This is a genomic window from Paucibacter sp. KBW04 (genome assembly GCF_003852425.1).
Lineage (GTDB): Bacteria > Pseudomonadota > Gammaproteobacteria > Burkholderiales > Burkholderiaceae_C > Paucibacter_A.
Genome location: NZ_QAJN01000006.1, coordinates 14,798 through 40,387, shown reverse-complemented (window position 1 = coordinate 40,387; position 25,590 = coordinate 14,798). Strand labels below are relative to the sequence as shown.

General features: G+C 64.9%; 18 protein-coding genes. 6 read left to right on the top strand and 12 right to left on the bottom strand.

What is annotated here, in order from left to right:
• Positions 1 to 41: 41 nt before the first annotated feature.
• From DBR47_RS07670 to DBR47_RS07650, 5 genes are all read right to left on the bottom strand, one after another.
• Complete coding sequence (locus DBR47_RS07670; RefSeq protein WP_197046927.1) at positions 42 to 437, bottom strand: zf-TFIIB domain-containing protein; 396 nt, start codon at positions 435 to 437, stop codon at positions 42 to 44.
• A 143-nt stretch (positions 438 to 580) separates the two neighbouring features.
• Positions 581 to 1,210 carry a cupin domain-containing protein gene (locus DBR47_RS07665; RefSeq protein WP_231512193.1) on the bottom strand — a complete coding sequence of 210 codons (630 nt, stop codon included), beginning with the start codon at positions 1,208 to 1,210 and terminating at the stop codon, positions 581 to 583.
• A gap of 409 nt (positions 1,211 to 1,619) precedes the next feature.
• Positions 1,620 to 5,231, bottom strand: a complete 3,612-nt coding sequence (locus tag DBR47_RS07660) for a M1 family aminopeptidase (RefSeq protein WP_124448637.1) — start codon at positions 5,229 to 5,231, stop codon at positions 1,620 to 1,622.
• 9 nt (positions 5,232 to 5,240) lie between these two features.
• Entirely contained in the window at positions 5,241 to 6,131 is an 891-nt protein-coding gene (locus DBR47_RS07655; protein WP_124448635.1) for an ABC transporter ATP-binding protein, read from the bottom strand.
• Positions 6,132 to 6,247: 116 nt separating this feature from the next.
• Positions 6,248 to 8,044 carry a DUF885 family protein gene (locus DBR47_RS07650; RefSeq protein WP_124448633.1) on the bottom strand — a complete coding sequence of 599 codons (1,797 nt, stop codon included), beginning with the start codon at positions 8,042 to 8,044 and terminating at the stop codon, positions 6,248 to 6,250.
• Positions 8,045 to 8,395: 351 nt separating this feature from the next.
• Between DBR47_RS07650 and DBR47_RS07645 the strand changes: the two genes are divergently transcribed.
• Positions 8,396 to 10,063, top strand: coding sequence for a SulP family inorganic anion transporter (locus DBR47_RS07645; protein ID WP_197046926.1), 1,668 nt, complete (start codon positions 8,396 to 8,398; stop codon positions 10,061 to 10,063).
• A gap of 37 nt (positions 10,064 to 10,100) precedes the next feature.
• On the opposite strand, the gene DBR47_RS07640 is transcribed toward DBR47_RS07645, so the two are convergent.
• Positions 10,101 to 11,891 carry a methyl-accepting chemotaxis protein gene (locus tag DBR47_RS07640; protein WP_124448629.1) on the bottom strand — a complete coding sequence of 597 codons (1,791 nt, stop codon included), beginning with the start codon at positions 11,889 to 11,891 and terminating at the stop codon, positions 10,101 to 10,103.
• A 217-nt stretch (positions 11,892 to 12,108) separates the two neighbouring features.
• Here DBR47_RS07640 and DBR47_RS07635 point away from each other — a divergent pair, with 217 nt between their 5' ends.
• Positions 12,109 to 12,900, top strand: coding sequence for a type III pantothenate kinase (locus tag DBR47_RS07635; RefSeq protein ID WP_124448627.1), 792 nt, complete (start codon positions 12,109 to 12,111; stop codon positions 12,898 to 12,900).
• Between the two features lies 1 nt (position 12,901).
• Here DBR47_RS07635 and DBR47_RS07630 read toward each other — a convergent pair whose 3' ends face one another.
• The 6 genes from DBR47_RS07630 to DBR47_RS07605 all read right to left on the bottom strand — a co-directional run bounded on the left by DBR47_RS07630 (position 12,902) and on the right by DBR47_RS07605 (position 19,865).
• On the bottom strand, positions 12,902 to 13,717 hold the full coding sequence (locus DBR47_RS07630; RefSeq protein ID WP_124448625.1) for a potassium channel family protein: 816 nt from the start codon (positions 13,715 to 13,717) through the stop codon (positions 12,902 to 12,904).
• 72 nt (positions 13,718 to 13,789) lie between these two features.
• Positions 13,790 to 15,136: an ATP-dependent protease ATPase subunit HslU gene (gene hslU / locus DBR47_RS07625; RefSeq protein WP_124448623.1), complete on the bottom strand. Its 1,347-nt coding sequence runs from the start codon at positions 15,134 to 15,136 to the stop codon at positions 13,790 to 13,792.
• A 59-nt stretch (positions 15,137 to 15,195) separates the two neighbouring features.
• Positions 15,196 to 15,771 carry an ATP-dependent protease subunit HslV gene (gene hslV / locus DBR47_RS07620; protein WP_124448621.1) on the bottom strand — a complete coding sequence of 192 codons (576 nt, stop codon included), beginning with the start codon at positions 15,769 to 15,771 and terminating at the stop codon, positions 15,196 to 15,198.
• A gap of 82 nt (positions 15,772 to 15,853) precedes the next feature.
• The gene (locus tag DBR47_RS07615) at positions 15,854 to 17,638 is read right to left on the bottom strand and encodes a hypothetical protein (protein WP_124448619.1); all 1,785 of its coding nucleotides are present in this window, start codon (positions 17,636 to 17,638) and stop codon (positions 15,854 to 15,856) included.
• A gap of 147 nt (positions 17,639 to 17,785) precedes the next feature.
• Positions 17,786 to 18,577 (bottom strand): RNA polymerase-binding protein DksA, encoded by a 792-nt coding sequence (gene dksA, locus DBR47_RS07610; protein WP_124448617.1) that lies wholly within the window; start codon positions 18,575 to 18,577, stop codon positions 17,786 to 17,788.
• 232 nt (positions 18,578 to 18,809) lie between these two features.
• A complete protein-coding gene (locus DBR47_RS07605; RefSeq protein WP_124448615.1) occupies positions 18,810 to 19,865 on the bottom strand; it encodes a GTP-binding protein in 1,056 nt (351 codons plus the stop codon).
• A gap of 166 nt (positions 19,866 to 20,031) precedes the next feature.
• Between DBR47_RS07605 and DBR47_RS07600 the strand changes: the two genes are divergently transcribed.
• The 4 genes from DBR47_RS07600 (at position 20,032) to glyS (ending at position 25,582) form a co-directional block, all read left to right on the top strand.
• The gene (locus DBR47_RS07600) at positions 20,032 to 20,937 is read left to right on the top strand and encodes an HlyC/CorC family transporter (protein ID WP_124448613.1); all 906 of its coding nucleotides are present in this window, start codon (positions 20,032 to 20,034) and stop codon (positions 20,935 to 20,937) included.
• The gene (lnt, locus tag DBR47_RS07595; RefSeq protein ID WP_124448611.1) at positions 20,937 to 22,430 is read left to right on the top strand and encodes an apolipoprotein N-acyltransferase; all 1,494 of its coding nucleotides are present in this window, start codon (positions 20,937 to 20,939) and stop codon (positions 22,428 to 22,430) included. Before DBR47_RS07600 ends, lnt begins: the two co-directional genes overlap by 1 nt.
• Positions 22,431 to 22,526: 96 nt before the next feature.
• Positions 22,527 to 23,468: a glycine--tRNA ligase subunit alpha gene (gene glyQ, locus DBR47_RS07590; RefSeq protein WP_124448609.1), complete on the top strand. Its 942-nt coding sequence runs from the start codon at positions 22,527 to 22,529 to the stop codon at positions 23,466 to 23,468.
• A gap of 5 nt (positions 23,469 to 23,473) precedes the next feature.
• Complete coding sequence (gene glyS / locus DBR47_RS07585) at positions 23,474 to 25,582, top strand: glycine--tRNA ligase subunit beta (protein WP_124448607.1); 2,109 nt, start codon at positions 23,474 to 23,476, stop codon at positions 25,580 to 25,582.
• Positions 25,583 to 25,590: the final 8 nt, after the last annotated feature.

Below are 25,590 nucleotides of genomic sequence, written 5' to 3'. Positions count from 1 at the left end.
GAGGGTGATGGCAAGACCTGACCCCGGCCTTGGTCAGCGCGCTATTTGAAGAACTTGTGCAGCCAGGAGCTTTTCTTGCGTTTGTAATGCCCGCGCTGGGAAGCGTAGGGCCGCTGCATTTTGTTCATCGCCAGTTGGAGCAAGCGCTCCAGCAGCCAGCCGGCCAGGCCTTTTCCCGCGCTGCGATGCTGCTTGTGCGGGGCCTCGAACTGGCCGAAGGGCCCCTCACCGTACTGCTGCTGGCCCTGGCTGGGGCCGTAGCCGCCCTGCCCATACGCCTGCTGCTGTTGCTGCTGTTGCTGCTGTCGGCCGGCCAACAAGCGTTCCAGCTCCCCCTTGGCCAGCCAATGGCCGCCGCATTGCAGGCAGGAGTTCAGGCGTGCGCCTTGGCGCTCGAAGAAACGCAGGGAGACGTGATAGCAGTTGGGGCAGTTCATGGGTGTGAAAGGGCGAGTCGGTGCGTGAACGCGGAGCGCCGTGCAAGGCATGGCAGGGCGCAGATGGGGCTCGCCTCAGGCCCTGCAAGAGCCGAGGCGGCTCGGCTGGGCGAGCAGCGTGCGGCGCCGACTCAGGCCTTGGCTCAGGGCTCTTGCGACCAGTAGTCCAGGCTGGGGCCCAGGGTTTGGATGGTTTCGAAGCTGCGCCCGCCGGGCGCGCTGGCGTCGGCCAGGAACTTGCCGGAATCAGGGTACTCGACGATCTCCGGCGTTTCGCGTGTGCTGATGGAGAGGTATTTGAGCGGGGCGTCGGAGCTGTTGATGATCTGGTGTGGGTACTCGGGGCCGGGTGGGATGAAGACCACATCACCCGCCTTGAGCGGCAAGGTCTCGCCGTCCACCCGCAGGCTGCCACTGCCTTCGAGGATGACAAACATCTCCTCCTGCGCCCGGTGCAGGTGATAGGGGCAGGCCCGCATGCCGGGAGCGATCACATCAATCGATGCGCCCAGCTTGCGGGCGGCGGTGCCGCCGGCCAGGCGGGCGCTCTGGGTGTCGTAGAGCGGGGCGCGGAGCAGGCGTTCCAAGGGCACTTCATTGAAATTTCGGATCAGGGTCGAGGCCAAGTGGAGGGCGCGATCGCTCATGTGTTTTTTCTTGCGGGTGGGTGGGGCTGGCGATTCTCGGCCGGCGCGGGTGGCGTCAGGGTCCTGGGTCGGGCTGGGCGTGCGTTTGATGAATCCCTTGTTGGACTCAATGGTTTTGCCGCCCATTTTTTGGCCTTGGCGCCCCCCGTGTTTTTTCTTTGCTCTCGCGAGTTTTGTGGGCTCAATGGTTTTGAGCGGCTTTTTTGGGGGCGGGCGCCACTTTTTTCCTGACACGTTTTTTTGGGCGCGTTTTTTCGGGCCGCCTTTTTTCTGGCCGGATGACTTTTGGGGTCTCGATGGTTTTGCCGGCTTTTTGGGGCTTTCCGAGGCTCTTTCTCGCCCTGGACTCAATGGTTTTGAACGCGTTTTTTGGCCTTGTTTGCCCTGTTTCTGAGCAGTTTTTGGGCGAAGCAAAAGGCCCGCCGGTTTTTCAGCCGGCGGGCCTTTTTGCTTGGCATTTGTCGCAGAGTCGGAAAGTCTTTATTTCTGAAATCCAGCCTTCCTTACTTTCCGACATCCTTTTTATGCAGAGTCTTCAGCGCATCTCGACCTTGATCACGTTGTCGTCCGAATTTCGGTCGATGCGCATGTTGTAGGGGTCGGCGCCCACAAAAACCGGCGCCTGGTCCAGCAGCAAATGGATCTCTTGTTTGCCGGTCTTCAGCGCCTGTTTTTCCATCCGCACAACAGCGCTTTGGCTAAAGCCTTTCTTGCCCGGCTCTATTTGCAAGGCGCCGATGTCCACCGTCTCGTTTTGCAGCGGTGTTTCGGTCTCGCGGCCCTTGCCATCGGCATAGAACTTCTTGGCTTCGACCGTGAAGTGGACGTCGAACTTGCCGTCGGCGCGCTGCTTGGCCCAGGCCTCGCTGGCCTTGATGTCGTAGAGGGTGATGCGCTCAAACAGGTCGGCAATCAGCTGTTCATGCTGGGGGCCGGCCTCGGCGCGCAGCAGGCGCAGGAAGTCGCGGGTGTCGGCGTAGGGCGCGGGCTTGAAGGCGAACTCGGCCAGCAGCTTGCGCAGGGCGCGGTTGACGACTTCCTCCCCTAACGCGTCCTTGAGCGCGTACATGGCCACGGCGCCCTTGCGGTAGTGGATGTAGGGCTGGTTCTCCACCCGGCCCAGGGGCAGCTCTTCCACCAGCTCGCCGGAGCGCGAGCGCAGATAGCGGTCCAGCTCGTACTTCAGGAACTTGCGGATCTGCGCCTTGCCGTAGAGCTTTTCCATCACCAGCATGGCGGAGTACTGGGCGAAGGTTTCGCTCAGTAGGGTCATGCCCTGCTTGTCGGCTCCGTTCATCTGATGCGCCCACCACTGATGGGCGATCTCATGGGCGGTGACCATGGTGACCAGGTCCACTTTTTCGTCGCGGTCCTCGTCCTTGAAGTCCTGGATGAAGCCAATGGCCTCGGAGTAGGGCATGGTGCCCGAGAAGGCCTGGGCAAAGCGCTCGTAAGCAGGGAACTCCAGGATGCGCGCGTGGCTGAACTGGTAGGGCCCGAAGGCGCGGGTGTAGACCTCCAGCGAGCTCTTCATCGCGTCCAGCATGCGGCGCACATTGTGCTCATGCGGCGGGTGGTAGTAGACCTGCAGAGCCACCGGCTTGCCTTGTGGGCTCGTCCAAGCCTCTTGCTGGATCTTGTAGCGCGCCGATTGGAAGGAGAAGAAATTGGCCACCGGCGCCTCGCTGCGCGTCTCCAGCGTGCGGCGGGCGCTCGCTCCGCTGCCGCTCACGCGGTCTGAGACGACCACGCCAGGCACCACCGGGGTTTGATCCGCGTCGGTGCTGAGGGTGATGTGGGCCTTCACCCAGTCGCTGTCGTGGCGCAGATAGTTGTGGGCGCGGGCGCTCTCGTCTTCCAGCTTGGCCACCCGCTGTTCGGGCGGCAGGCCGTACTTTTTGCGCTTGACCCGGTCGTCCATAAAGTAGCGGCGCTGCACGCCCAAACTTGGGGTGAGCATGGCGTGGTTGATGAAGCTGCCATTGGCCACGATCTGCGTCAGCGGGCGGTTGTTGACGAAGCCCTTTTCCTCCGCCAGGGTGCGAAAGCGCAGGTTGCGCCGCTCGCCCGGCAGCATGGGCGTGGCCAGGCGGTAGATGCGGTAGTCGAAGCGCTTCAGCTCTTGCTCCAGCGTGGCGCCCTCCAGTTCCAGGGCCTGCATCTGCAGACCGCGGGTCCAGGCGATATGCACCTGGCTGATGGGCTGGCCGCTGCGGTTCTCCAGCACATAGCTGCCCTGGGTTTCGGCGCGGGTCTGGCGCGGGAAGAGATCGACCTTCAGCTCCAACTCGGTGATGGTGGGCTGGGGCAGCTGGGCGTAGGGCGACAAGGTCTTTTCGTAGTCGGCCTGTCTTTGCTCGGCGGCCGGAGCGGACTCAAACTCGTTCAGCACATGGGTGTTGTAGAACACATAGCCGCCGCAGCCCAACCAGGCCAGGCTGCTCGCCCCCAGCAGCCAGCCAGGCGCCCCCTTGAGGCGGTGCCCCAGGGCTTGCAAACGGGGTTGCAGACTCGTCTCCACCCCACGCCGCCAGAGCAGATGCGCCAACACCAGCAGCACCGCGCCAAAGGCCAGCCAATAGGCTTGCAGCCAGGCGCGGCCTATCCAGAAGCGGCCCATGGCATTCATGTCCGACAAGGGCACGGCGGGCGTGTCGGCAAAGTTGTAGAGCTTGTCTTCAAAACCCAGCGTCGCCATCACCAGGGTGGCGACCGTGAAGACCAGCATCAGGGCCCAGCCCACATATTTGTGCGGCGACAGGGCTTGGACAAAGACCGACAGAATCGCCAGCAACAAGGCCGAGATCAAGCCCGGCAGCACAAGCCACAGCAGATAGGCCTGGGGCTGCAGCTCGAAGTAGCCTTTGGCCAATTGCAAAGCCATGCCGGTGGCCGTGGCCACGAGATAGCAGGCCAGCAGCACGCCGCTGATGGCCAGGACCTTGGGCGCGAGGAAAGCCCAGTTGGGCGCGGCGCTGGCATCGACGATCTCATGCATGCGGCGCTCGCGGTCACGCCAGACCAACTCGCCCGCATAGTAGACGGCGATCAGCACGAGGATGAAGCTGAAGCTGCCCTCCAGCACCTCGACCACCGAGCGGGTGACGGGGAGATAGCTGACGCCACGCTCCGTGCCGCTGATCAGCAAGGAAGCCAGCGCATTGAACAGGCCTAGTGCCAGCAGGACGAAGAAGGCCGGGCTGCGAAACACAAAGGCCATGTCAAAGCGAGCCAGGGCCAGGAACTGGGCCAGGCCGGTGCCGCGGCCCTGCGTGGGCGAGGCCAGGGGCTTGAGTTGGGGCGGCGCCTCGTCCTTGGTCTTTGCCTTCTTTGGGCTCAGGCGTGCGCTCTTGGCCTCGAAGCTGAACAGGCGGTAGGCCAGGGCAAAGAGGGCCGCTGCGGCCGCCAACCAGATCAATCGGTTTTGCAGCAACAGGCCTTGCAGCGGGGGCAGGAGGCTGTTGCGCTCGGCCGTGGTCCAGTACTTGGTGGCCTGGCCCAGGGCGCCGACACCGAAGGGGTCGCTCAGCGCGGACAAGATGCTAAACGCCGGGTCGCGCAGCAGCGCGCGCGAGGCACCGAACAGCACCAGAAAGGCCACGGCGCCCACATAGCTCCACATCATCGAGCGGGTCACGGTGGCCAGGGCGAAGAAGCCCGCGCCCAGCACCAGGAGCGTGGGCAAGCCCATCACCAGGCTGGCGTAGAGGTAGTGGCTGAGCACCAGGGGCCCGATCTGCTCGGCGTCTAACCAGGGCATCAGGGAGCCGATGGCAAAAGCCAGGGGCACGGCCAGGGTGACGAGAAAGGCCACGGCCATGGCGCCGATGAAGCGGCCCAGGAGATAGTCGAACTTGCGGATGCGGGTGGCACGCAAGAGCGGGGCGAAGCCGCTTTCTTCATCGCGCACCACCACATTGGCGACAAAGGCGGTGACGATGAAGATGGCCATCACATGCATGGCGGCCATGGTCTGCAGCAGGGCAAAGGGGGCGTTCAGATGGGTGGCACCCTTGGGCCCGCCGATCTGGATATCGGGCGAGGTGACCGCGCCAAAGGTCAGCAGAAAAAAGATCACAAAGCTCAGCACAAAGAGCGGCGAGCGCAGTTGGTAGCGCGCCTCGAAGGCGGCGATTTTCGTCAGCATGGCGGCCTCTTAAACCGTGGCCGCCTGGGCCCGGCGTGCCTGGGCCAGGGTGGCGAAGTAGAGGTCTTCCAGATCAGCGCTGACGGCTTCGAAGCCCTCGCCGGGCGATTGATCGGCCAGCACATGGATGCGGGTCTGGCCGCCGCGCAGGCGGTTGGAAATCACTTGGTGATCTTGCTGATAGCGCGGCAAGTCGGCGCTGGCGATGCTGCGGCGCCAGACGCGCCCGGCCAGGGCCAGGGTCAGGTCTTGCGGGGCACCGGTCTGCAGAATGCGGCCGCCCGCCAGGATGGCCATGCGCGGGCACAAATCGGCCACATCCTCGACGATATGGGTGGACAGAATCACCACCACCTGCTCGCCGATGGCGGCCAGCAGATTGTTGAAGCGGTTGCGCTCCTCCGGGTCCAGGCCGGCGGTGGGCTCGTCCACGATGATGAGTTGGGGCTTGCCGATCAAGGCCTGGGCCACGCCAAAGCGCTGGCGCATGCCGCCCGAGTAGCCGGCCACCGCTTTTTTGCGCACCTCCCAGAGATTGACCTGGGCCAGCAGGGTCTCCACCGTGTCACGCCGCTCACCCCGGTCGACCACGCCCTTGAGCACGGCCAGATGGTCCAGCAAATCGTAGGCCGAGACGCGCGGGTAGACGCCAAAGTCCTGCGGCAGATATCCCAGCGTTGCGCGCAGGCGCTCGGGAGCCTTCAGCACATCGATATCGCCGAAGTGGATGCTGCCCTGCGTGGGTGTCTGCAAGCTGGCGATGCAGCGCATCAGGCTGGACTTGCCCGCGCCGTTGGGGCCCAGCAGGCCGAACATGCCCTTGGGGATTTGCAGATTGACGTCGGCAAGCGCTTGGGTGCCGTTGGGATAGGTGTGGCTCAGGGCCTGGATGGTGAGCATGGCGGTGCCGCTTCTTCTTGGAAGTAAGAGAAGGGCGCAGTGTGCTCAGCCCAGCCTTTGGCCGCCATCCGCGTGCGAGGAACGGGAGATTTCGCAGGACGAACTGCGCAATCCGCTCAGGCAGGGGCGCGCGCCTGCAGCCAGCTGTCGATCTTGGCTTCCAGCAGGTCCAAGGGCAGCGCCCCGTCCTCCAGCACCAGGGCGTGGAAGTCGGCATAGCTGAAGCGCTCGCCCAGGCGCTTGCGAGCGCGTTCGCGCAGCTCAAGAATCTTCAGCTGCCCGATCTTGTAGGCCAGGGCTTGGGCGGGCCATGCCATGTATCTCTCGGTGGCACGACGGGCCTCGGCCGCGTCCAGGCCCTCGGTCTCCTGCATGTACTGCATGCTTTGCTCGCGCGTCCAGCCCAGGGCGTGCAGGCCGGTGTCGGTGACCAAGCGCACGGCGCGGTGCAGATCGGCGCTCAGATGGCCCAGCCTCACCATGGGGTCCTCGTACAAGCCCATCTCATAACCCAGAGTCTCGGCGTACAAGGCCCAGCCCTCGACATAGGCTTCGTTTGAGCTGTAGCGGCGGTAGTCCGGCAGTGGCAGCTCCTGCTGCAGGGCGATCTGGAAGTGGTGGCCGGGTTGGCCTTCATGCAGGAACAAGCTAGTCATGCCCGAGGTGGAGATTTCACGCGGGTCCATGATGACCTCGAAGAAGACGCCGGGGCGCGAGCCGTCGACGGCCGGGCTCATGTAATGCGCGCTGGCCGTGGCCTTGCTGATCTCGGGTTCGGCGCGAATCTCCAGGGCTGCCTTGGGACCGCGATGAAAGAGGCGGGGCAGGGCAGCGAGCACCTGTGCGTTGATGCGGGCGTAGGCGTCCAGCACCTCTTGATCGCTTTTGAAGGGCCGGTACTCGGGCCGCATGGGCTGCTCGCGCAAGAACTCGGTCAAGCTGCCCTTGCCGCCGAACCCTGCGTGGATCTTGCCCATCTCGGCCCGGATGCGCGCCACCTCACGCAAGCCCAAGGCATGGATGCTTTGCGCATCCATGCGGGTGCTGGTGGCGGCGCGTATGCGCTGGGCGTACCAGGCCGCGCCATTGGGCAGGCCGCCCAGGCCGGCGCTGGCGCGGGTACGGGGCAGATAGTCCTCGCGCAAAAAGCGCAGCAGGCTTTGCATCGAGGGCAGCAGGCGGCTGCGAATTTCGCGCTCATAGCGGCGGCTCAGGTCCGCCCGCTCGGCGGCGCTGAAGCTGGCCGGAAACTGGCGCAGGGGCTGGGCATAGGGGTGTTGATCCAGGGGCGCGGAGGCCAGGGGCTGCAAGGTGAGCAAAGCTTGTTCGATCAAGGCGCGTGACTGCACGACGCCGCTGCGCATGCCCTCCCGCATATTCACCATGGCCTGCGCGTTCCAGGCCGGCAAGCGGGCCAGGCGCTGCAAAAAGTGGCGGTACTGGCGCGGGGTGTTCAAGGCCTGCGTGCCCTGGCCCGAGGCCATCTGCGCCAGGGTGACGGGCATGCCGCCATAGTGATCGATGGGCAGCAGCGCAGCGGGGAAGGCCTGCTCCTCCAGCCGCTGCTGTGCCTGCTGCCGCAGCACTTGCAGCGAGAGCGTTTGCTGGGCATCGAGCTGGGCCTGGGGCAGGCTTGCCAGCTCACGCAACAGACGCCGCTGCAAGGCTTTTTGCTGGCGCTGGTGGGCCGGAGCAATCTCGATTTCCAGCTTGTCTTCGAAGCGCTCGCCGCCCATCAACTCGCTGCCCATCAAGGGGCTGAGCCTGAGGCTGTCTTCAAAATAGCGGCTGCCGATCGCGTCGAGGCGCTGACCTAGGTTTGTTGGCGCCGAGGGAGCTTCGGCAAGGGCCATGCAGGGCAAGGTCATGCCTGCCAGTTGCAGCAGGTGGCGGCGCGACAAGATGAGGGGCATAGGGCGAGTCTCCCGGCTTTGTAGCAGTGGCGCAGCACCGGCACAAAACCGATGCGCGAGGCCTCTACGAGAAGGCAATGTAGGTGGGCGCGCAGCTGCCTAGCCCTAGGGCTTACCCCGCGCGCTGAGCGAGCTTGACGCGGGGCAAACGCCAAGCTGTTGATGGCGCCAGATCTGCGGCAGACTCTCCGGATTCGGACACAGCGGGTACAGGCATGGATGCAGTCGAGCTCATTTTCAAGATCAAGGCAGGGCCTAGGCCCCGGCACCTTGCGCTCGTTCAGGATCGGGGGCCTACGGCGGCTCTTGGCCCAGCTTGCCCGGCTGTGTTTGACGCTGGAGTGTTCGCCCATGTTCGGTCTGTTTGACAACCTGCCCCGCCGCGCCGCCGCGCCCCGCCCGGTGCGGGCGGGCGACTGGGTGGCGGGCTTTTGCGTGGCCGGCATTCTCTTGCCCGAGGCCGTGGCCTATGCGGGCCTGGCTCGGCTGCCGGTCAGCTATGCCTTGACGGCCGTGCTGGTCGGCCTGGCGGTCTACGCTTTGTTTGGGGGCAGCCGCTTCGCCATCGTTTCGCCCACTTCATCCACCGCCATCTTGTCGGCGGCGGCGGTGCTGAGCCTGCCCGGGGCCAGTGAAGGGCTTTTTTACGGCCAGGCTTTGTTGGCCCTGGTGCTGCTGGCCGGCCTCATCTTGTGCCTGCTGGCCTGGGCGGGTCAGGGGCAGCTGTCGGCCTTTGTCTCGCGGCCGGTGCTGCGCGGCTTCGCCTTTGCCCTGGCCCTGTCCATCGTGATCAAGCAACTGCCCGATGCCTTAGGCTTGGTCTTACCGCCCGGTGTGGCCCATGATCCCTTGCCCATCCTGTTTTATGCCCTTGGCCACCCCCAGCAATGGCATGGGGCCAGCGTGGCCGTGGCGTTGCTCGCTGGCCTGTGCATCTGGCTTCTGCGGCGCTGGCCGAGGGTGCCGGGAACCATGGTGGCGATGGTCTTGGCCATCGCGGCGGCGGGGGCGCTGAACCTGGCAGCCCAAGGCGTGGCCGAGGTTGGCGCCGTGCCGCCCCTGCGCTTCGCGCCCGGCCTGCCTCAGCTGCCCCTGGCCGATTGGCTGCCGCTGGCCGAGCTGGCCTTTGGCCTGGTGGTGCTGATCTTTGCCGAGTCCTGGGGCAGCATGCGCACCCTGGCCCTGGCCCATGGCGATCGCCTCAACCCCAATCGAGAGTTGCTGGTGCTGGGTGTTTGCAATCTAGGCTCGGGGCTGTTGCAAGGCATGCCGGTGGGGGCGGGCTTTTCGGCCACGGCGGCCAATGCGGCGGCGGGTGCGGTCAGCCGCGCCGCCGGTGCGGTGGCCTTGGGGGTGATCGTGCTGGTCCTGCTCCTGGCCCTGCCGGCCCTGCATCTGCTGCCGCGGCCGGTGCTGGCCGTCGCCGTTATCGGCGCCCTGGCCCATGCCCTGCATCCCAAGCCCTTGCTGGCGCTCTGGCGCATGAACCGGGATCGCTGGCTGCTGCTGGCTGCCATCGCCGCCGTGCTTTTGTTCGGCGTGCTGCACGGCATGCTGGCGGCGATCGCCCTTTCATTGGTGGCCGCACTCAAGCGCTTCAGCCAGCCGGTGGTGCATGAGCTGGGTGAACTGGAGCAGAGCCGTAATTTCATTGTGATCAACCAGGGCAACGGCGCCCAAGCCAGCCCTGGCCTGCTGGTCTTGCGGCCCGAGGAGCCCTTGTTTTTTGCCAGTGCCGAGCGGGTGGTGGCCGAGGTCTTGAACCGCGTGGCCCAGCGGCCGGACCTGCGCTGCGTGGTGCTGAGCCTGGAGGAAAGCTCGGACCTGGACAGCACGGCCGTGGAATGCCTGCAAGAGCTGGCTCAGCGCCTGCGCGAAACCGGCCAGGTCCTGCTGCTCTCGCGGGTCAAGGAACAGGTGCGGGAGTTGTTGCAAGCCTGGGACCCGCAAGGCCTGGGCACGCCGGAGCGTATGTTCTGGAGCGTGGCGGACGCGGTGCAGGCCAGCCGAGGCTCCTAGTGCGGTGTTCCACACAGTGTGAAACACCACACCAGGTTTAGAAGGTCTCCCAATCGCCGTCATCGGCGGCGGGCTTGGGGGCCGGGCTTGGGGCCGCGCCAGCGCTGGTTGCGGGGCTGCTGGCGGGTGGGTTGGGCTTGGGCGGGGTGCTCTTGGCTGATGGCCTTGCCGCAGCCTTGGGCACCGCCTTGGGGGCAGCGCTGATGGCAGGGCTGGCTGCCGGCTTGGGTGAGACGGGGCTGGGCTTGAATCCGTTGCTGGCTGGCGGCGCGGCCTCGCGTGCCAGCCCACCTTGCAGCTTGAAGCCGCTGACCAGCTCGGCCAGTTTGCCGGCCTGCTCGCGCAAGGACTCGGCCGCGGCGGCGCTTTGCTCCACCAGGGCGGCGTTTTGCTGGGTCATATGGTCCAACTGGCCGACCGAGCCGTTGACGGCGCCAATGCCCTCGCTTTGCTCCACCGTGCTGGCGCGGATCTCGCCGATGATGTCGCTGACCTTGCCCACGCTGCCGACGATCTCGGTCATGGTGCTGCCCGCGTCCTGCACCAGGCGGGCACCGGCCTCGACCCGGTCCACGCTGGCACCGATCAAGGTCTTGATCTCACGCGCGGCCTCGGCGCTGCGCTGGGCCAGGCTGCGCACCTCGCTGGCCACCACCGCAAAACCCCGACCTTGCTCGCCGGCGCGGGCGGCTTCCACCGCCGCATTGAGGGCCAGGATATTGGTCTGGAAGGCGATGCCGTCGATGACGCCGATGATGTCGTTGATGCGCTTGGAGCTGGCGTTGATCTCGTCCATGGTGGAGACCACCTGACCCACCACCTCGCCGCCGCGCTGCGCCACCTGGGCGGCGCTGCCGGCCAGCTGATTGGCGGTGGCGGCGCTGTCGGCGCTTTGCTTGACTGTGCCGGTGAGCTGGCTCATTGCGGTGGCAGTCTGCTGCAGATTGGAGGCGGTCTGCTCGGTGCGCTGGCTCAAGTCCAGATTGCCGCTGGCGATTTCGCTGCTGGCGGTCTGGATGCTGTCGGCGCTGTGGCGCACCTCGCTGACGATGCGATTGAGCGAATCCTGCATGGCGCTGAGGGCGCGTTGCACCTCGCCGATCTCGTCGGCGCGGTCCACCTCGATATGGCCGCTCAAATCGTTGCGCCCTATGCGTTCGGCCTGGCGCACCAGGCGGGCCAGCGGGGTGGTGATGGAGCGGGTCAGGAAGAAGGTGGACACAGCCAGGCAGGCGACGATGGTGAACATCACGCCGGCCGCCGTCCAGACGGTGCGCATGCGTTCGGCACCGGCGGCCTCGCGGGCCGCTTGGGCGCGCTCATGCTCGATGCCGACAAACTCTTGCTGCGCCGCCAGATAGGCATTCAGGGCCGGTTGGGTCTGGTCCTTCAGCGCCGCCACGGCGGCCTCGGCATTGCCGGTTTCTTTGAGCTTGATGGCCGCGCCGCGTGCCGCGATATAGGCTTCGCGTAGTTTGGCGATCTTGGCCATGGTGTTCTTCTCGCCCTCGCTGACGGCCAGGGACTCCAGGCGCTTCTGGATCTCGGCCACCTGGGTCGAGGCCGCCTCGATCTCGGGCTTGAAGGTCGCGGCCACCACCGGGTCGCTGCTGAGCACGCCGGCGATAGCGCGGGCCGAGTTGGCCTCGGTCAGGCCGCGCCAGCGCAGGGCCAGCTCGTAGATGTCTTGCTGCTGCTGCTGGGCCACCATGCTTTTGGCCAGCAAGGCCTGGGTGCGGAAGTAGGTGCCGCCCGCCATCAGCGTGACAAAAAATGCCAGCACGATGATGGGGAGCCAAAGCTTGGTCGCAATGGAAAGAGATTTCATGGTGCTCCTTGCCTTGTTTTTGAGTGAACTACCCGCAGCGATGGGCGGCAGCTGCCAAGCATAACGAGCCAAGTGTGCGCGTCAAATCCGAAAATCGGGGCATTTAGGCAGTGCTTCGCGCTTTTGCTCGCTGCGTGCATGGGCGGGGTTCCTGGGGCGGGCGGGCTTGCCAAGCTGTTAGGCTGGGTGACTTTTGCCAGCTTTTCCCCGCCTCACCATGAGCTTTTTGGCCATAGACATCGGAAACACCCGCCTGAAATGGGCGCTTTATGCCTCGCCGCAACCCGGCGCGAGCTTGCTGGCCCATGGGGCGGTGTTCCTGGAAAACATCGAAACCCTGGCCGACGGCGATTGGCGCGATCTGCCCGCGCCCCATAGCGTGCTGGGCTGCAATGTGGCGGGCGACGCGATGCGCCGCCGGGTCGAGGAGCAGCTGGAGCTCTGGGAGGTGGAGCCGCGCTGGGTGGTGGCGAGCAGCCATGCCGGCGGTGTCACCAATGGCTATGACGTGCCCGGCCGCCTGGGTGTGGACCGTTTTGTGGCCCAGATCGGCGCGCGCTGGCATGTGCTGAACCGCTTTGGCGCCAAGACCGAGGCCGAGAGTGCGCCCTGCGCCGCCCTGGTGGTGATGATAGGCACGGCGGTGACGGTGGATGCGCTGGACGCCAGCGGGCGCTTTTTGGGTGGCTTGATCCTGCCCGGCCACGGCATCATGCTGCGCGCGCTAGAGGGCGGCACGGCCGGCCTGCGTGTGCCCACTGGTGAGGTCAGCGAGTTCCCCACCAACACCTCGGATGCGCTGACCAGCGGCGGCACTTATGCCATCACCGGCGCCATCGAGCGCATGCATCGCCACCTGGAAAAGCGTGTGGGTCACCGGCCGCTGACCTTGATGACGGGTGGCGCGGGCTGGAAGGTGTCACCGACGCTGGAGATCCCGCACGAGCTGGTCGAGTCGCTGATCTTCGACGGCATGCTGGCCCTGCAGTCACACAAGCTGGCGCTCTGAATCAGTCGGGGCGCTGTGCCTTGCGGGCGGCCGCCAGCTCGTCCTTGATGGAGGCTAACTCCTCATGCACGCTGCGCAGCTGTGCATGCATATCGCGCAGGATGTCTTGTTCCAGATGGCGCTCGGCGTTCTCCACCCACATGGCGGCGATGGCCGCCGTGACCAGGGACAACACGGCATAACCCAAGAGCACGACGAAGACGGAGAAGATCTTGGCTGCCGGCGTGGTCGGCACGATATCGCCATAACCCACGGTGGCGGCGGTGGTGAAGGCCAGCCAGAGCCCATCGCCCAAGCTATGGGCGCGCGGCTCCAGGGCCCAAAAGCCTACACCGCAGAAACCCAGCACCAGCAAGGCCAGGGTCAGCAGATAGCCAAGCCCGCCCCGCGTCACCCAGGACTTGATGGCCCAGACCATGCGCACCAGGGTCAGCATGGCCACGAACAAGCGTATTGCCAGGGAGACGGTGGAGGAGGCGCTGGGCGAGATCAGGGCCGCGGTCAGCAGGCCGACGACAAGCGTCACATCCAGCGCATTGCTGCGCAGGTATTGGCGTGGATGGCTGACCTTGCGCGCGACCCGCCACAGCGAGGTGGCGGTCATCAAGGCCGCGATCAGATAAATGGCCACGGCCAGCGGCGTGGGCAGGTTCTCCAGCAGCTCGATGTAAAAGGCCGGGATGGTGCAGAACAGGGCGACCAGCACCGGCCAGCGCCAGGCTCTTTCCGCCCGGTCGGCCGCAGCGTTCAAGGCCGAGGGGCGGGCCAGCCCCCAGCTGCGAGTGGTGAAGTGGGGGGCTTTGCGTGGCTGCGGCATAGATCTGACTTTAAGGGTTCAGTCTCGCCGCGCTCTTGAGATGAATCAAGAGCGCGTGGCCGCTGTTTGCAGTTAAAGAATGAAGCGCGACAGGTCTTCGTTCTTGGCCAGCTCGCCCAGCTTGGTGTTGACATCCTCTGCGCTGAGCTTGACGGTTTGGCCATTCAACTTGGGCGCGTCAAAGCTGATCTCGTCCAGCAGGCGTTCCATCACCGTGGCCAAGCGGCGGGCGCCGATGTTCTCGGTGCGCTCGTTCACCTCGAAGGCGATCTCGGCCAGGCGGCGAATGCCGGATGCGTCCAGCTCCAGCGTGACACCCTCGGTGGCCAGCAAGGCCTGGTATTGCTTGACCAGGCTGGCATGGGTGCTGCTGAGGATGGCCTCAAAGTCATCCACCGACAGCGAGCTCAGCTCCACCCGGATGGGGAAGCGGCCTTGCAGCTCGGGGATCAGATCGCTGGGTTTGCTCAGATGGAAGGCGCCCGAGGCGATGAAGAGGATGTGATCCGTTTTCACCATGCCGTACTTGGTGTTGACGGTGGTGCCTTCCACCAAGGGCAGCAGGTCGCGCTGCACGCCCTGACGCGACACTTCGGCGGAGCCGGAGTCCGAGCGCGAGGTGACTTTGTCGATCTCGTCGATGAAGACGATGCCCATCTCCTGCGCCGCGGCCAGGGCGGCGGTCTTGATCTCGTCCTCGTTGAGCAGCTTGGCGGCTTCTTCTTCCACCAGATGCTTCAAGGCCTCCTGGATCTTGAGCTTGCGGGTCTTGCGCTTGCCGGCACCGAGTTGGGAGAACATGCCCTTGAGCTGTTCGGCCATCTCCTCCATGCCTTGGGGGCCCAGGATCTCCATGCTGGGCTTGGCTTCCAGCAGTTCGACCTCGATCTCCTTGTCGTCCAGCGCGCCTTCGCGCAGGCGTTTGCGCATGATTTGCCGGGCGGTGTTGTCGGCCGGCGGGCTGCTGCTGGCGCTGGCGGCGGCAAAGCCAACCTCGGAGCGCGGGGGCGGCACCAGGATGTCCAGCACCCGGTCTTCGGCGGCGTCTTCGGCGCGCAGGCGCTGGCGCTTCATCTGCAGCTCGCGCTCTTGCTTGATGGCCATCTCGATCAGGTCGCGGATGATGGAGTCCACATCCTTGCCCACATAGCCCACCTCGGTGAATTTGGTGGCCTCGACCTTGATGAAGGGCGCACCCGCCAGCTTGGCCAGGCGGCGGGCGATCTCGGTCTTGCCCACACCGGTGGGGCCAATCATCAGAATGTTTTTGGGCGTGATCTCGCCACGCAGTTTCTCGTCCACCTGGGCGCGGCGCCAGCGGTTGCGCATGGCGATGGCCACGGCGCGCTTGGCCGGGTTTTGGCCGACGATGTGACGGTCCAGTTCGGATACGATTTCTTGGGGGGTCATGCTGCTCATCGGGGCGGGCTTTCAGATGGAGAGAGGGCGGGGCGCGCGGTGGCGGCGGCGGTGTTCTCTCATTCCAGGATTTCTAGCGTGTGGTTTTGATTGGTGTAGATGCACAGATCACCGGCAATCTCGAGCGACTGCTTGACGATGTCGGCCGCGCTCAGCTCGCTGTGCTTGAGCAGGGCGCGCGCAGCGGCCTGGGCATAGGCGCCGCCCGAGCCGATGGCGATGATGCCGTGCTCGGGTTCCAGCACATCGCCGTTGCCGGTGATGATGAGGGAGGCCGTGCGGTCGGCCACGGCCAGCATGGCTTCGAGCCTGCGCAGTACCCGGTCGGTGCGCCAATCGCGCGTCAGCTCGACGGCGGCGCGCACCAGATGGCCTTGGTGCTTTTCCAGCTTGGCTTCAAAGCGCTCAAACAAGGTGAAGGCGTCGGCGGTGGCGCCGGCAAAACCGGCCAGCACCTGGTCGCGGTGCAGCTTGCGCACCTTGCGCGCGCTGGCCTTGACGACGATATGGCCCAGGGTGACCTGGCCATCGCCCCCGATGGCGACCTGCATGCGGCCGTCCGGCAAGGCACGGCGCACGCTGACGATGGTGGTGCCGTGGAAAAGGGGGGAGGATTGTTGTTGTGAGGAGTCCATGGCGCTCAGATGGATGTGAGGGCTGGATTTTCAATCCTTTGCTCACCCATTGATACCGTTTGGACGAAAGCGCCGCCTCAGCTTAGGTTTGTCTCACCTTGATCTTGGCGTGCTCGTTGATGCCCATGGCCGCGAAGAAGAGGGCGACAAGGCGGTGGGTGTCGGTGAAGCTGACGGCGCGGTTCTCGCTCTGGCGGGCCAGCACCCAGTTGAGCAGATCACCGGCGGCCATGAAGTCCAGGCGGATGAGTTTGCCGCACAGCACCTTGGCCTGGGCCGAATTGCCCAGGGCCTCGGTCATCTGGTTCAGCAGGGGCGAGATGTCGCCGCTGAGCTGGCCGCATAGCTCCAGCTCGACATTGCCGGGCTGGCCGCCCAGCTCGGCCACCTGGGAGTCCATAAAACTGCTGCCGGCCTCGGTGGGCGCGGTGCTGGTGAGCGGGCCCTGGGTGCTGACGCTGCTGCCGCTGACGCGCACGCGGCAGGCACAGCGCTCCCAGGACGGGGGCGAGACTTCGTAGGTGACGCAGTAGTCGATGGCGGCTTCGTCAAATTGATCGGGCCGGTTGGCCAGGCGCAGAGCCTCCAGGCGCAGCATCCACAGCGAGGTGTCGATCTCGCGGGCCGAGACCGGCGTCAGGCTGCGCAGCAGTTGCAGCAGGTGGTCGCCGGACAGCCAGCGCATGTCCAGGGCCTGGGTTGCCCATTCGCGGAACAGCTCGCGCAGCGCCGGGGCCGCATCGAGTTCCAGGCGGTGCAGGGCGGCCCAATCCATCACCCAGGGCATGGGCATCAGCAGGCTGCGGCTGCGCAGTTGCTGCACGGCCTCCAGCGTCATCACCTCGGGGGCGGTCCAGCTGACGCCGCCGCTCTTGGCCATGGGCGGGCGTACCTTGCGCTGGGCCTCGGCCACCAGCTTGGGCATGGAGAACCATTGCGGGGCAGAGCGGCCGAAGATCTGCGCGAACTCCAGCGCCAGGGTCTCGAACTTGGCTTGCTGGCCGGTGGCGCGGTAGAGGTCGAACAGCACCAGCCAGGTGCTGCCTTGCAGATTGCGCGCGCCGCCGGGGCGGATCAACTCGGCCAGTATGCGTTCGCAGCTGTCGTTGTCGGCATTGGCAAAGGCGATGACGGCCTCGTCCAACTCGGCATCGTGGGCCAGCTCCTGGGGCTCGACCGGGGCGGCTTCGCTGAAGGAGAAGGTCAGCGGCATATCCAGCAGGGGCAAATCAGGCAGGCGGCTGGACTTGGCGTCGGACAGCGGCGACAGCGCCGCCCCCATCACCACGGCCGCATGCGGGGGCTGCAGCTCCAGGCGTTCTCTCTCGTCCGCGCTAGCGTATTCGCTGACCCGCGCGAAGCTGGGCGCCAAGTTCAGCGTGGCATGGGCGTGCTCGGCGCCTGCCGGGACGGTGGGGGCGAAATTCACCGGCCGGGTGGTGGTTTCAAAATAGGCCGGCGGCTGGGCCACCGTGGCCTGCAGCGGCTGGTTCAGGGTGGGGGCAAAGCTTTCGCCCACCATTTGCTGTTCGATCTGGTCGATCTTGGCCTTGACGCCCAGATCGATCTTGGAATTGATTTCGCTGCTGCGCTCGATCTCGTCGATGCGCGAGGAGGAGGAGCCCAGGGCGGCCAACTGCTCGGGGCTCAAGCCCTCGCGGCGGATGCGGCGCAGCATGTCCAGTTCGCGCTTGCGCACAAAGTCATTGCGGCGCTTGCGGTCCACCATGGCGCGCAACTCGGCCTTGGCCTGGTCGCCCTCGGGGTCGTCCTGGCGCGAGTTGATTTCGGCCCAGTCCGTGGTGGGGTTGGCCACAAAGCGCGCAACCTTGCGGAAGAAGCTCTCGCCGTCTTTCGGTTCTGTCATGCGCCTTGGACCTGTTCTTTTCTGTGGCTAGGGCGGCCGGTGGGCCGCCTCAAAACGGGGGACATGTTCTACGCGACGCTTGTGACGAATTCGCGTGGCCTCGTCATCTTCTATGCAGTCCTGCGAAGTTTCCGCCCCTGCCTTGCATCAATCTCCGAACATCTTTTGCTTCATCTCGCGGCGTTGCTGGGCTTCCAGCGACAGCGAGGCGGTGGGGCGGGCGATCAAGCGGCCCAGGCCGATGGGTTCACCGGTTTCGTCGCAGTAGCCGTACTCGCCGGTGTCCAGGCGGGCCAGCGATTGAATGATCTTCTTCAGCAGCTTGCGCTCGCGGTCGCGGGTGCGCAGTTCCAGGGCGTGCTCTTCCTCGATGGTGGCGCGGTCGGCCGGATCGGGGACGATGGAAGTGTCTTCACGCAGATGCTCGGTGGTCTCACCGGCATTGGACAGCACGCCATCCTTCAGCGCGGTCAGCTTGGCGCGGAAGAACTCGATTTGCTTAGGCCCCATGTACTCGTCTTCGGGCATGGCCAGCACTTCGGCATCGCTCAGTTCGGCGCCGGACTTGGTCTTCCAGGCATTGGCCAGCTTGGGGTCGGCCTTGGCATTGCGGTTGGTGTTCAGGGGGCTTTCGATCACAGGTGAATTCATTTGTCGCGTGGGCGGCTTGGGTGGGGCGAATCGGTCGGCGAAACGGCTGTTGCCGGTCGGCGGCGGGCTGGGTTCTAGCAAGGCAACACTGGGCGAGCCCGTGCCCTCGGATGCAGCGGCCTTGGCCTGCGCTTTGGTGGGCGGCTTGGTACTGGCCGACTTGGCTGTTTTGGCAGCGGGTCGGCTGGCAGCTTCTGCGACCGCGGCCGTTGTGTTGGCAACGGGGGCGGCGGTTTTCGGGGCCTGGGTCTTGCTCACGTTTCTCTCCTCGCTCTGACAAGCATCCATGCTCTGTCAGGCTAGATATCAATCGGGACCAGCTTTGCTTGTTAGGCCTCCCGCACAACCGACCCAGTATTCGCACGGCCATCGCACCTGGGGGTGCGGCTTGGCGGCGTGCATGGCTGGGCCAATTCTGCGCAAGTCCTATTTCAATCTACGCATTTTGGGCGCCGCGGATTGTAGCCATGCCACGGCGGCGTCCGAAATGTGGAATTTTTGGTTTATTTCGCTCCGAGCATCAGACCAGGCAACCCTCCATGCCTTGCAAGAGGATTTCCTTGGGCAAATCGATGCCGATGAAAACCATTTTGCTCGCCTTTTTCTCGCCCGGCATCCATTTCGGACCCAGGTCCGAACCCATCAACTGGTGCACGCCCTGGAAGATGACTTTCTTGTCCGAGCCCTTCATATAGAGCACGCCCTTGTAACGCAGCATTTTGGGGCCATAAACCTGCACGATGGCGCCCAGGAAGTCTTCCAGTTTGGCGGGGTTGAAGGCACGCTCCGAGCGGAACACAAAGGACTTCACATCGTCGTCGTGCGAGTGGTGGTGGGGGTGATCGCAGTGCTCGCCATGCTCGTGGTCGTGATCATGGTGATGGTCGTGATGATCATGGTCGTCGGCCTTCAGGAAGTCGGGGTCGATCTCCAGCTTGGCATTCAGATTGAAGCCGCGCAGATCGAAGATCTGGCTCAGCGGTGCCTCGCCGAAATGGGCTTTTTGCACCGGCGCACGCGGGTTCATATGCTTGATGCGGTGGGTCAGGGCCTCGACGGCGGCGGCGTCCACCAGATCGCTCTTGCTGATGAAGATCTGGTCGGCAAAGCCGATCTGGCGGCGTGCTTCCTGGCGGGTGTCCAGCTGGGTTTCGGCGTGCTTGGCGTCGACCAGGGTCAGGATGGAGTCCAGCAGATAGCTCTCGGCGATTTCGTCGTCCATGAAGAAGGTTTGCGCCACCGGGCCGGGGTCGGCCAGGCCGGTGGTTTCGATGATGACGCGGTCGAACTGCAACTCGCCCTTGCGGCGCTTGGCGGCCAGATCGGACAAGGTGGTGCGCAGGTCTTCACGGATGGTGCAGCAGACGCAGCCGTTGTTCATCTGGATGATCTGCTCTTCGGAGTCGACCCGCAGGATGTCGGTATCGATGGTTTCTTCACCGAACTCGTTTTCGATCACGGCGATCTTCTGACCATGGGCTTCGGACAAGACGCGCTTGAGCAGCGTTGTTTTTCCGGAACCCAGGAAGCCGGTCAGGATGGTGGCGGGGATCAGCCCTTTGGCGGTGCTCGTCATGATGAATGCGCAATCTTCAAAAATGGGGGATTTGTTGCCGCGCTCGGCTGGCAAACCCTGTCAATAAACAGGCCTGGAGATGGGGGCGGCCGACTGTGTTGCAAGAGGCGCGCCATGTCAATGGGTTATTCTGTGACCCATTGCAACTACGACACGCAGTCCTACAGTGTCTGAACCTCAGTCTAGTCGGCCCTCTCATCGAGGGGGCCAAAAAAACCTTGCCGAGCCCCGTGGTTTTCTGGAGCGCTTGCTGGAATTTCTCCATCCCGGCCCCGATTCCAAGAGCGAGCTCATGGCGTCCCTGGCCGACGCCGAGAAGCGCGAGCTGATCGAACCTGAGTCGCGCCAGATGCTGGAAGGCGTGCTGCGCATGGCCGAGCTGAGCGCCGGCGATGTCTTGGTGGCCACGCCTCATATGGACTTGTTGGACATTGACGCGCCCTACGACGACTTGCTGCGCGTGGTGATCTCCACCGGCCATTCCCGTTTCCCGGTCTATGAAGACAACCGCGACAACATCATCGGCATCTTGCTGGCCAAGGACTTGCTGAAGATCCAGCGTGCGCCCGAGCTGAGCCTGCGCGCCTTGCTGCGCCCCTGCGTTTTCGTGCCCGAGAGCAAGGGCTTGAACGAGTTGCTGCGTGACTTCCGCTCCAACCGCAACCATCTGGCCATCGTGATCGACGAGTTTGGCAATACGGCCGGCTTGATCACCATCGAAGACGTGCTGGAGGAAATCGTCGGCGAGATCGAGGACGAGTTCGACGACAAGGACGGTGAATCCAGCATCTACACCCTGGCCGATGGCAGCCAGCGGGTGGCGGGCGACACCGATATCTCGGCCGTCAACACCAGCTTCGGGCTGGACTTGCCCGAGGACGATTTCGACACCATTGGTGGCTTGGTCGCCCATGAGCATGGCCGGGTGCCGCGCCGGGGCGAATCGGTGGAGTTGGGCGGCTTGCTGTTCTCGGTGATGCTGACCCGCGGTGGCTCGGTGCGCTGGTTCAAGGTGACTCGCTTGGCCGAGCCCGAGGCCGGCAGCAAGCCCGCCAAGCCGCACAAAGCCTGATGCGGTGGCGCGGGGCAGGGGCCCTTTCACTGCTGGCCGCCCTGGGTTTGGGCCTGGCCCACACGGCGTCTTTCGCGCCCAGCTTTGCCTGGTGGCTGCAAATCCTGGCCCTGGCCGGCCTGGCGCGTCTGAGTTGGGAGGCCACGCCACGCCGTGCCGCCGCCCTGGGCGCCGCCTTCGGCCTGGCTTGGTTGAGCGCGGGCCTGTGGTGGTTGCACATCAGCATGCATCAGTTCGGCCAGATCCCCTGGCTCTTGGCCGCCTTGGCCGTTTTGTTGCTGGCCGCGTTTTTGGCCAGCTACTACGCCGCGGGTCTGGCCCTGGCTGCTTGGCTGAGCCGGGGCACCGGCTGGGCCTGGCGTGGCTTGATCTGGAGTGCTTGCTGGGCACTGGCCGAATTGGCGCGGGCCACCTTTTTCGGCGGCTTCCCCTGGATTGCCAGCGGCTATGCCCATAGCAGCGGGCCACTGGCCGCCTGGGCGCCCTGGATCGGCGTCTACGGCATCAGCGCTCTGGCGGCCGCCGCCGCCTTTGCCCTGGCCGCCGCCAGCCGCCGGCATTGGCGACCGGCCTTGGCCCTGGGCCTGCTGCTAGGCCTGGCGGCGCTGGGCTTGCCGCAGGATTTCACCCGCAGCACGGGTGAGATCCAGGTTAGCTTGCTGCAGCCCAATGTGCCGCAGGATCAAAAGTTTGATCGGGCCCTGATAGACGCCAATCTGGACGGCCTGGCCCAGCAGATCGAATCGGCGCGAGGTCAGCTGGTGCTAACTCCTGAGTCGGTGGCACCGGTCCCGCTGGCTTATCTGGATGCCGACTATTTGCAGCGCCTGCAAGAGGCCGCCGCCCAGCGCCCGCTGCTCTTGGGCACGTTTTTGGGCGATGACGAGAAGGGCTATACCAACTCCTTGGTCAGCTTTGGCCTGAGCCCACGCTATGACTACGGCAAGCGCCATCTGCTGCCTTTTGGTGAGTTCATCCCCTTTGGCTTCCGCTGGTTCGTCAAGCTGATGGGCATCCCCATGGACGACCAGCAGCGTGGCCAGCATCAACAAGCCCTCGCGGTGGCGGGTCAGCGCCTGCGGCCGCTGATCTGTTACGAGGATTTGTTTGGCGAGGACTTTGTGGACAGCATGGTCGGGCCCGAGGCCGCGACCGTGCTGCTCAATGTCAGCAATCTGGCTTGGTTCGGGACGCTGATGGTGCAGGACCAGCATCTGCAGTTCTCGCAGATGCGGGCGCTGGAGTTCCAGCGGCCTTTTGTTCGATCCACCAATACCGGCGCCACCGCCGCACTGAATTACCGGGGCGAGATCACGGCCCGTCTGCCCGCTGCGCAGCGTGGGGTGCTGGAAGTCACGGTTGAGGGCCGCAGCGGCAGCACGCCTTATGCCCGCTGGCTGCAGGCCTGGGGATTGCTGCCTTTGTGGGCTCTGTTCCTAGCGATCCTGGGCCTGGCGGCCTGGCGGCGCAGAGCCTCTGGGCGAGCCTCGTAGAATCTGCCCCAGTTTGAGTCTGAGGGTGAGCGCTTGTTTGTGCGGCGCCAGCCCTTCCTTTTTTGCTTTTTTACCGGCCCTGCGCCACGACATCACATGCTGAGTTTCCAGCAAATCATTCTGACCCTGCAGGACTACTGGTCCAAGCAAGGCTGCGCGCTACTCCAGCCCTATGACATGGAAGTCGGCGCCGGCACCAGCCACACCGCCACCTTTCTGCGCGCCTTGGGCCCCGAGCCCTGGAAGGCCGCCTACGTTCAGCCCAGCCGCCGCCCCAAGGACGGCCGCTACGGCGAGAACCCCAACCGCCTGCAGCATTACTACCAGTACCAGGTCGTGCTCAAGCCCGCACCGGCCAATATCCTGGAGTTGTACCTGGGCTCGCTGGAGGCCCTGGGCTTCGATCTGAAGAAGAACGATGTGCGCTTCGTCGAGGACGATTGGGAAAACCCCACCCTGGGTTGCTGGGGTCTGGGCTGGGAGGTGTGGCTGAACGGCATGGAGGTGACCCAGTTCACCTACTTCCAGCAGGTTGGCGGCATCGACTGCAAGCCCATCACCGGCGAGATCACCTACGGCCTGGAGCGCCTGGCCATGTATCTGCAAGGCGTGGAGTCGGTCTACGACCTGGTCTATGTGGAAGGCAAGGACGGCGCGCCGGACATCAAGTACGGCGATGTGTTCCACCAGAACGAGGTCGAGCAGTCGACCTATAACTTCGAGCACAGCGATGTGGACTTCCTGCTGACGGCTTTTGCCGCGCACGAGAAGCAAAGCAAGCACTTGATGGAGCAGGCCCTGGCCCTGCCGGCTTACGAGCAATTGCTCAAGGCCGGCCACAGCTTCAATCTGCTGGACGCGCGTGGCGCCATCAGCGTCACCGAGCGTGCTGCCTATATCGGCCGCATCCGCAATCTGGCCCGCGCCGTGGCGCAAAGCTATCTGGAAAGCCGCGCCCGCCTGGGCTTCCCCATGGCCCCCAAGGCCTGGGGTGAGGAAGTGCTGGCTCAGATCGAAAAGAAAACCAAGGCCGCCTGAACACCATGACTGCCAATAACAAAAACCTGCTGATCGAACTCTTCGTCGAAGAGCTGCCACCCAAGGCCTTGAAGAAGCTGGGCGATGCCTTCGCCCAAGTGCTGGTGGACAGCCTCAAGGCCCAAGGCCTGGCTGGTGCCGACTCGGCCGCCACCGCCTTCGCCTCGCCCCGCCGCCTGGGCCTGCATCTAAGCGATGTGGCGCCCAAGGCCGCCGACCGCGCCGTGCAGCAAAAGCTGATGCCCGTGGCCGTGGCTCTGGACAAGGACGGCAATGCCACGCCGGCCCTGCTGAAGAAACTGGCCGCCCTGGGTTTTGACGCCAGCGTCGTCGCCCAACTCAAGCGCGCCCCGGACGGCAAGGCCGAGGCCTTGTTCCTGGATTCCGTGCAGGCCGGCGCCACGCTGGAGCAGGGTTTGCAAAAAGCCCTGGACGAGACGCTGGCCAAGCTGCCCATCCCCAAGGTCATGACCTACCAGCTGGCCGATGGCTGGAGCGATGTGAAGTTTGTGCGCCCCGCCCATGGTCTGCTGGCCTTGCATGGCAATGACTTGCTGCCCGTGCGCGCCCTGGGCCTGACGGCCGGCCGCGAAACCCGTGGCCACCGTTTTGAAGCCCAGGTCGAGCGCATTAGCGTGGACAGCGCCGACAGCTATGCCACCCAGCTGCGCGAGCAGGGCGCCGTGATCGCCGGTTTTGCCGAGCGCCGCGCCGACATCGTGCGCCAGCTGGACGCCGCTGCGGCCAAGCTGGGCCTCAAGCCCATCCAGGACGAAGCCTTGCTGGACGAGGTGACGGCCCTGGTCGAGCGCCCGAATGTGCTGAGCTGCCAGTTCGAGCCCGAGTTCCTGGCCGTGCCGCAGGAATGCCTGATTCTGACCATGAAGGCCAATCAGAAGTACTTCCCCCTGCTGGACGCCGAGGGCAAGCTGACCAACCATTTCCTGGTGGTCAGCAATATCAGCCCCATCGATGCCTCGGCCGTCATTGGCGGCAATGAGCGGGTGGTGCGCCCGCGTCTCTCGGACGCCAAATTCTTCTTCGACCAGGATCGCAAAAAGACCCTGGCCGAGCGGGTGCCAGGTCTTGCCAAGGTGGTTTACCACGGCAAGCTGGGCACGCAAGGCGATCGGGTGGAGCGCGTGCGCGCGATTGCCCGCGCCATCGCGGCCCTGCTGGGCGGGCCTGAGCTGAGCGCCCAGGTGGATCAGGCGGCCCATCTGGCCAAGGCCGATCTGCTGACCGATATGGTGGGTGAGTTCCCCGAGCTGCAAGGCATCATGGGCGGCTATTACGCCCGCCATGATGGCTTGAGCGAAGCCGTCGCCCATGCCATCGAAGACCATTACAAGCCCCGCTTTGCCGGTGACGAGTTGCCTCGCAACCAGGTTGGCCTGGTGGTGGCCATGGCCGACAAGCTGGAGACCCTGGTCGGCATGTTTGGCATCGGCCAGCTGCCCACCGGCGACAAAGACCCCTTCGCCCTGCGCCGCCATGCCCTGGGCCTGGTGCGCATGCTCAGCGAACGCGCCGGCAGCTTGAGCCTGGACGCCTTGATCGCCGCCGCCGTACCGGCTTTTGGCGACCTGATCCAGAACCCGGCTGCGCCCCTGGCGGACTTCATCTTCGACCGCCTGTCTGGCGCGCTGCGCGATCAAGGCTTCAGCGCCCAGGAAGTGGATGCCGTGCTGGCCCTGCGCCCGCAGCGTCTGGGTGATGTCAGCCAGCGCCTGGCGGCCGTGCGCGCCTTCGCGGCCCTGCCCGAGGCCGCCTCACTGGCCGCCGCCAACAAGCGCATCGGCAATATCTTGAAGAAGAGTGACGAGACGGTGCAAGCCGCTATCAACGATGCCCTGCTGCAAGAGCCCGCCGAACAGCATCTGGCCACCGCGCTGAAGAATGTGCAGCCGATTGCAGACGACTTGTTCAACCAGGGCGAGTACGCCGCCTCGCTGCGCGAGCTGGCCTCCTTGAAGAACCCGGTCGATGCTTTCTTCGACGGCGTGATGGTCAATGCTGAAGACGCGGCCCTGCGCGCCAATCGCCTGGGCCTGCTCAAGAGCCTGCATGAAGCGATGAACCGGGTGGCCGATCTGGCCCGCCTGGCCTCATAACAGCGAAC